Here is a 6630-nt window from a genome sequence, read left to right on the forward strand (position 1 = left end):
TAAACTCGCCGGTGGCGAGCGCCTTGAATGGCGTGCCGGATAGGTAAAGATAGCAGAGCTGTCCATTTGGAAGATGATCGCACCATTCGCAGCAATGTCCAGATGGCCAGACTACGACGCGCCGCCGATAGCTCGCGCTTAACGCTTATTCACCTTTTCGCGATATCCGCTCGCCAATGATGGAATTGCCAGATCACGACCGTGCCTTTTACGACGATGGCGAATGGGTCAGTTGGGACGAGATCAATCAGCAAATAGAATACAAGGAGTGGCGGGCGAAATACCCCAAAGCTGACCTGACCTTGGTGCCGATCTTCAACAACCTGCTATCGACAGCCGCCATCTATCACGCTGACACCGGCAAGCACCTGCACGTCTACGGAGACATCGGCGAGCTATATGGCGCGATCACCTGTGGAATGCAGTTGAATCGAACCTATGCCCAAGGGTCAGACGGAAGGCTCGGCAACGATTTGGTCGAAATCAAAACCATTTCGCCGATCCGGCAATCGGACACGGTTGAAGTAAACATGGCGCGGAATTTCAGCAAACTTCTGATCGTCCGGATCAACGAGAACTTCGATATCCGCGGAAAGCTGATCGACCGTAAATCGCTCCGTAAGTCGAACGGAAAGATCAAGGTTAGCTGGAGTCAGACCGAAGGCGTGCTGATCATCTAACCGGCACGATCAATCGAATATAGGCCCCATGCATTTAGGCTTCTGCACGAAACGGGATTATCTCCGCGCCGTTGCGCAGCATATCCAAATGGTCGCTCCACCATTGCGCCATTTCTACGCGCTCCGCCCAATGAGCGCCGCGATGATAGGCAGCGCGCACTTGGTCGCGGTCTTTATGTGCCAGCGCGCGTTCGATGGCGTCTGGCTGCCACTTGCCGCTTTCGTTCAACAAGGTGCTGGCCATCGCGCGAAAGCCGTGCGCAGTCATTTCATCGCCGGTGAAGCCCAAGCGGCGAAGTGCGCCGTTGATCGTGTTTTCCGACATCGGGCGGCGCGGCGTGCGAACCGAAGGAAAGACAAACTGCCCGTCGCCGGTCAGGGCATGAGCTTCGCGAAGCAACGCCAGCGCCTGTTTCGATAGCGGCACGGCATGTTCCTGCCGTCCCTTCATCTTGGCGGCGTCGATTTTCCAGACCGCCGCGTCGAAGTCGATTTCGCGCCATTCGGCCTTACGCAACTCGCCCGGCCGGACAAATACGTGCGGCGATAGCTGCAATGCGACGTGCGTGATGCCTTGCCCCTCATACCCGTCGATCGCGCGCAACAGCTCGCCGACGCGCTTGGGGTCGAGTATTGCCGCCAGATGCTTGGGCTTACGCGACGCCAGCGCGCCTCGCAGATCGCGCGTGGGGTCGGCGCCGACCAACTGGTTCGCAACGCCATAGCGAAAGACGGCGCCGACGAATTCCAGCGTCCGCCGCGCCTTTTCGTGATTCTTCGCGGCCTCATAAGGGCGCACCGCGTCGAGAATATCTATCGGGTTGATTTCGGCGATCGGGCGATTGCCGATGGCACGCGCGACCAGTCCCAAGGTCCATTGCCGCTTCCGCAACGTCGTTTCCGCCAGCCCGTCACGGCGGCATTTCTCGATGAAGTTCGTCGCCACGGCGTGAAAGGTGTTGGCGGCGCCAATCTTGGCAGCCCGCTTGTCGCGCCGTTTCTTTTCGGCCGGATCGATGCCGCTGGCGAGTTGCTGCCGCGCCGCATCGCGCCGATCGCGCGCCGCCTGCAGACCGACGTCGGGATAAGCGCCCAGCGACAGCATCTTTTCGATCCGCTTGGGCTGGCCATCGGCGCCAATGCCATCGACGCGATATTTCCAGCGCCACAACATACCCCCAGACGGAGACACGATAAGGGACAGCCCCTTTCCGTCAGCCAATTTATAAGGTTTTGCCTTGGGTTTGGCGGCTTTGATCGCCGTTACCGTCAACGCCATTGGGGGTATCTCCCAATTCGCCACCGACATTTTGGGGGTATTTTAAATGGCCTTTTTGCCAAATACCCCCACACATACCCCCTGCGGCATGCGATTGTCGGCGACCAGTCGCGCACATTGGCGACCGTTCCGACCTAGTTTTTGGCAGATTTCCTGGGATTTTGCAACCATTCCCGGCCATTGGCGAACACGGAAATGGTGCCGCTTACAGGACTCGAACCTGTGGCCCCATCATTACGAATGATGTGCTCTACCAACTGAGCTAAAGCGGCAACGAGGGGCGCCACTAGCAGCGCCGTCGGATGAAAACAAGCGTCCTTGCGCAAGTTTCGGGCGATCGCTTTTCGCACCTGAGGGATGGAGCCGCGAGCGGGCTTCAATCCTGGCCGAGCGGCAGTTCGGTCGTCGCCTTGATTTCGGACAGCGCGACCGTCGAGTTGATTTCCTGCACCCCCGGCAATTTGCTGAGTTGGTCGAAAAAGAAGCTTTCATAAGCGTCGATGTCGCGCGCGACGATGCGCAGCATGAAATCGGTCGTGCCCATCAGCACATAGGCGTCGAGCACTTCGGGGAAGCCCCGGATCGCCGCGCTGAACTCGTCGAGATTGGCGCGGCCGTGGGCGTTGAGTTTTACCTGCGCAAAGACATGGGCGTTGAGCCCGACCTTGCGCCGGTCGATGATCGCGACGCGCTTTCTGATGAAGCCGTCGCGTTCGAGCCGGTCGATGCGGCGCCAGCAGGGCGACGCCGACAGCCCGACGCGTTCGGCGACCTGTGCCGTCGTTTGATTCGCGTCGCGTTGGAGTTCACGGAGGATTTTTATCTCGAACGGGTCCAAGTCGGTCATTTCAACTCGATACATGAACTATATCGATCATAAAATCCATAAATCACTCTCTGCAGCCGCTAATCGATCAAGTTTGCCCCGCGTGAAAATGCGACAAGCTCCCGTCCATCCAAGGAGTTTGTTTCATGGTCGTTCGTCTTGCCCGTCTCGCCCCGCCGCTCGAATGCGTGCGGCTTTACGATCTCGAAGCGGGGCTCGACGGGTTTATCGCGATTCACTCGACCGCGCTGGGGCCGGGCGCCGGCGGGTGCCGGCTGTGGTCCTATCCCGACGCGAGCCACGCGCTCGCCGATGCCGTGCGCCTTGCCGAAGGCATGAGCTACAAGAATGCGCTCGCCGGCCTGCCGCTCGGCGGAGCCAAAGCGGTGCTGCGGAGGCCCGAGGGCGAATGGGACCGCGTCGCGTTGTTCCGCGCTTTCGGCCGCGCGGTCGAGGCGCTGGGCGGCCTCTACGTCACCGCAGAGGATGTTGGCACGTCGGTCGAGGACATGCAGGAGGTCGCCGCGGTCTCGCGCCATGTCGCGGGCCTGCCCTCGGTCGAAGGGCGCGCGGGCGGCGATCCGTCGCCCTGGACCGCGAAGGGCGTGTTCGAATCGATGCAGGTCGCCGCCGGGTTCGCGCTGGGCCGGGAACTCGATGGGCTGACGGTCGCAGTGCAGGGCACCGGCAATGTCGGTGCCGACCTCTGTCGCCGCCTCGCCGACGCGGGCGCGCGGCTCGTGATCGCCGACGTCAGCCCGGTGCGCCGCGACCGGCTCGCTGCGGTACATGGCGCCGAAGTCGTCGACGTGACGGAGATCGCTTCGGTCGATGCCGACATATTCGCCCCCTGCGCGCTCGGCGGCGCGCTCGACCGCGACACAGTCGCGAAGCTGAAGGCGAAGCTAGTCTGTGGCGCCGCCAACAACCAGCTCGCGACGCCCGACGTGGCGGGGCTGCTGCTCGATCGCGGGATCGCCTATGCGCCCGACTATGTCGTCAACGCCGGCGGCATTATCAACGTGTCGGCCGAATATCTGGGCGAGGACGAGCGCGATGTCGAGCTGCGCGTTGCCCAGATCGCCCCCCGGGTAGGCGACCTGCTTGCGCGGGCGGCGCGCGAAGGGCGTTCGCCGGCGATCGTCGCCGACGAAATGGCCGAAGAGGTCATCGCCGGCGCGCAGCGCGAGGCGGCGTGATGCACCGTTTCCGGGTCGACGCGATCCTCGATCCGCAATCGCTGCCGCGCGTCGCCAATTGCTTTGCGCAGCGCGCCTTCGTGCCGAGCGCGCTGACGATGCACGTTCTGCCTTCACACATGCGCATCGAGGTCGTCGTGGCCGGGCTTGAGGCGGCGCAGGCTGCGATCATCGCGGCCAAGCTCGGCGAGGTCGTTGCGGTTCTGCGATCCGAAGTCGAGGAAATCGAAACGGCGGGTTTTGCGGCTGACCGGGCGAAGCCGGCGTTGGCCGTGGTGGGCTGAGCTTCAACTTTTTCTTTCCTGCGGGTGAGGCGGGCGCGGCTTGCCTCGCTCCGCCGCGCGTGCAAGGGCCGCGCTGACGAGCAGCGGGAGATGCGAGCGATGCAATTCGACGTGGTGATTGTGGGTGCGGGCCATGGGGGTGCGCAGGTTGCGGTGATGCTGCGCACGCAGAAGTTCGAAGGCAGCATCGCGATCATCGGCGACGAGCCCGAGCTGCCTTACGAGCGCCCGCCCTTGTCGAAGGAATATTTCGCGGGCGAGAAGGAATTCGAACGCATTCAGCTGCGCCCCGCCAAATATTGGGACGAGCGCGAAGTGACGATGCGGCTCGGCCAGCGTGTCGTGTCGGTCGATCCGGCCGGTCACACGGTCACCACCGCGGACGGCGAGACGATCGGTTACGGCAAGCTCGTCTGGGCGACCGGCGGGACGCCGCGCATGCTGCCGATCCCCGGCGGCGATCTACCCGGCGTGCAGGGCGTGCGCACGCGCGCCGATGCCGACGCGATGAAGGCGGCATCCGAAACAGCAAAGCAGATCGTCGTGATCGGCGGCGGCTATATCGGGCTCGAAGCGGCGGCGGTGCTCACCAAGGCGGGCAAGAAGGTCGTGCTGCTGGAAGCGCTCGACCGCGTGCTCGCGCGTGTCGCGGGGCCCGACCTGTCGCGCTTCTATGAAAAGGAACATCGCGATCACGGCGTCGACCTGCGCCTCGGCGTGTGCGTCGATGCGATCGAGGGCGAGACGCATGTCACCGGCGTGCGGCTGTCGGACGGCGAGGTGATCCCCGCCGATCTCGTCATCGTCGGCATCGGGATCGTGCCCGCAGTCGAACCGCTGGTCACCGCCGGTGCCGATTGCGCCAACGGGGTGCGCGTCGACCCGTTCTGCAAGACGAGCCTGCCCGACATCTATGCGATCGGCGACTGCGCATCGCATGCGAACGACTTTGCCGAGGGCGCCGAGATCCGGCTCGAATCGGTCCAGAACGCCAATGACCAGGCGAATGTCGTCGCCAAGGGCATCGTCGGCGACGAAGCGCCCTATCACGCGATCCCCTGGTTCTGGTCGAATCAATATGACCTCAAGCTCCAGACCGCGGGGCTGTCGGCCGGGCACGATCAGGCGGTGCTGCGCGGCGATCCCGCCACGCGCAGCTTCTCGGTGGTTTACCTCAAGGCGGGCAAGGTGATCGCGATCGACTGCGTCAACGCGACCAAGGATTATGTCCAGGGCCGCATGATCGTCACCGCGGGGCTCCGCGCGACTGCCGAACAGCTCGCCGACACCGAAACCCCGCTCAAGGCGCTCCTGCCCGCCTGACGACTACCAGCTTATCGTTACGCCCACCGCGCCGCCGTAGCGCCGACTGCGCGGCCCGTTGGCGTCGAAGCCATAATCTCCCTTCACATGCACCGCGACGCTTGTCCCCAAGCGCGCGATCAGGCCGGCGCCGACCTCGGCCTCGGTGCGGTCGAGATCGGTGCGGATCGGATCGCCGCCGAACCGCGTCGTCTGGTCGCCCGAAAAGCCGTGCCACAGGCTGGCGTGGAGATAAGGCTGGAAGCCGCCATATTCACCCTGCAGCCGAAGCCCGGCGCGGCCGGTGAGCGAATCGCCCGTTGCGAAGTCGATCGTCGAAAAGCTGTCGGCGCGGTCGTCAAGCTTCACTTGCTGCCACAATATCTGCGCTTGCGGCTCGAGCGTCCAATTGTCGGAGAGGGCGAGCGGATAGCCCGCTTCGAGCGAAGCGGTCCACCCCTTGCCGTCGACGTCGATCGCCTCGCCCGAACCGGCCGAGGTCTGGCCGTCGAACCAGCTGTGCATGACGACGGCATCGACATACCAGCCGTTTTCGCCGACGATCGTGGCATAACCGGCAAGACTCGTCGCCTTGACGTCGATCTGGCCGACGGTCAGATCGTTCCAGCCGATCGCCTGGCCGCGCACGGTCCCGTCGGTCGACGAGCGTCCGACAAAGGCGCCGAGGCGGATATTCGTGCCGCCCTCGTCACCGAAACCGGCAAAATCCTGGCCGATCTGAAAGCCCGAAAGGTCGCCGTCGAGCGACGGGGCGACGTCGCCGTCCCATTTGATCTCGCTATTCTCGGCGAAGACGCGACCCCAGGTCGCGGGCAGCGCGCCGCCGCCGCGCAGCAGCGCCTGTTCGCCGCGCCGTTCGTGGAAGGTCCCGAGCGTCGCGCTGGCGAGATGATGCGCAACGGGAACCGTTGCGACGAAAGCCGCGACCTCGGGGCGATAGAGCGGCACGACTTCGCCGGCATCTGCGACCACGGGCGTGGCGTCAGGGGTCGGCGGCTCGGGCGCGACCTCAGGGTCGGGTGAGGGGAGCGGCGCGGGT

Annotated in this window: 7 protein-coding genes, 1 tRNA gene and 1 pseudogene; 4 read left to right on the plus strand and 5 right to left on the minus strand. The window is 63.9% G+C overall.

Annotated elements, in window-relative coordinates:
- The first annotated feature begins 176 nt into the window (after positions 1 to 176).
- Positions 177 to 680 carry a hypothetical protein gene (locus tag FG95_RS14135; protein ID WP_037556718.1) on the plus strand — a complete coding sequence of 168 codons (504 nt, stop codon included), beginning with the start codon at positions 177 to 179 and terminating at the stop codon, positions 678 to 680.
- A gap of 34 nt (positions 681 to 714) precedes the next feature.
- Here the strand turns inward: FG95_RS14135 and FG95_RS21310 are convergent, their stop codons facing one another.
- The 4 genes and pseudogenes from FG95_RS21310 to FG95_RS14150 all read right to left on the minus strand — a co-directional run bounded on the left by FG95_RS21310 (position 715) and on the right by FG95_RS14150 (position 2806).
- The gene (locus FG95_RS21310) at positions 715 to 1284 is read right to left on the minus strand and encodes a tyrosine-type recombinase/integrase (protein WP_327195732.1); all 570 of its coding nucleotides are present in this window, start codon (positions 1282 to 1284) and stop codon (positions 715 to 717) included.
- Positions 1285 to 1407: 123 nt separating this feature from the next.
- Positions 1408 to 1989: pseudogene (locus FG95_RS21370) on the minus strand (tyrosine-type recombinase/integrase); the annotation flags it as partial.
- Positions 1990 to 2155: 166 nt separating this feature from the next.
- A tRNA-Thr gene (locus FG95_RS14145) sits at positions 2156 to 2231 on the minus strand.
- Between the two features lie 104 nt (positions 2232 to 2335).
- A complete protein-coding gene (locus tag FG95_RS14150; protein ID WP_037556720.1) occupies positions 2336 to 2806 on the minus strand; it encodes an Lrp/AsnC family transcriptional regulator in 471 nt (156 codons plus the stop codon).
- A 125-nt stretch (positions 2807 to 2931) separates the two neighbouring features.
- Here FG95_RS14150 and FG95_RS14155 point away from each other — a divergent pair, with 125 nt between their 5' ends.
- The 3 genes from FG95_RS14155 (at position 2932) to FG95_RS14165 (ending at position 5591) form a co-directional block, all read left to right on the plus strand.
- Positions 2932 to 3984, plus strand: coding sequence for a Leu/Phe/Val dehydrogenase (locus tag FG95_RS14155; RefSeq protein WP_037556722.1), 1053 nt, complete (start codon positions 2932 to 2934; stop codon positions 3982 to 3984).
- Positions 3984 to 4268 (plus strand): hypothetical protein, encoded by a 285-nt coding sequence (locus FG95_RS14160; RefSeq protein ID WP_037556723.1) that lies wholly within the window; start codon positions 3984 to 3986, stop codon positions 4266 to 4268. Before FG95_RS14155 ends, FG95_RS14160 begins: the two co-directional genes overlap by 1 nt.
- Positions 4269 to 4367: 99 nt before the next feature.
- Positions 4368 to 5591: an NAD(P)/FAD-dependent oxidoreductase gene (locus FG95_RS14165; protein WP_081933163.1), complete on the plus strand. Its 1224-nt coding sequence runs from the start codon at positions 4368 to 4370 to the stop codon at positions 5589 to 5591.
- 3 nt (positions 5592 to 5594) lie between these two features.
- Here the strand turns inward: FG95_RS14165 and FG95_RS14170 are convergent.
- Positions 5595 to 6630, minus strand: a 1036-nt coding sequence (locus FG95_RS14170; protein WP_037556726.1) for an autotransporter family protein, incomplete at its 5' end; no start/stop codon positions are given.

This window comes from Sphingopyxis sp. LC363 (assembly GCF_000756385.1).
Taxonomy (GTDB): domain Bacteria; phylum Pseudomonadota; class Alphaproteobacteria; order Sphingomonadales; family Sphingomonadaceae; genus Sphingopyxis.

Bases quoted from the DNA above. Each gene is read 5' to 3' on its own strand.
- FG95_RS14135 (WP_037556718.1), top strand. From the start codon at position 177: ATGATGGAATTGCCAGATCACGACCGTGCCTTTTACGACGATGGCGAA.
- FG95_RS14150 (WP_037556720.1), bottom strand. From the start codon at position 2,806: ATGACCGACTTGGACCCGTTCGAGATAAAAATCCTCCGTGAACTCCAA.
- FG95_RS14165 (WP_081933163.1), top strand. From the start codon at position 4,368: ATGCAATTCGACGTGGTGATTGTGGGTGCGGGCCATGGGGGTGCGCAG.
- FG95_RS14155 (WP_037556722.1), top strand. From the start codon at position 2,932: ATGGTCGTTCGTCTTGCCCGTCTCGCCCCGCCGCTCGAATGCGTGCGG.
- FG95_RS14160 (WP_037556723.1), top strand. From the start codon at position 3,984: ATGCACCGTTTCCGGGTCGACGCGATCCTCGATCCGCAATCGCTGCCG.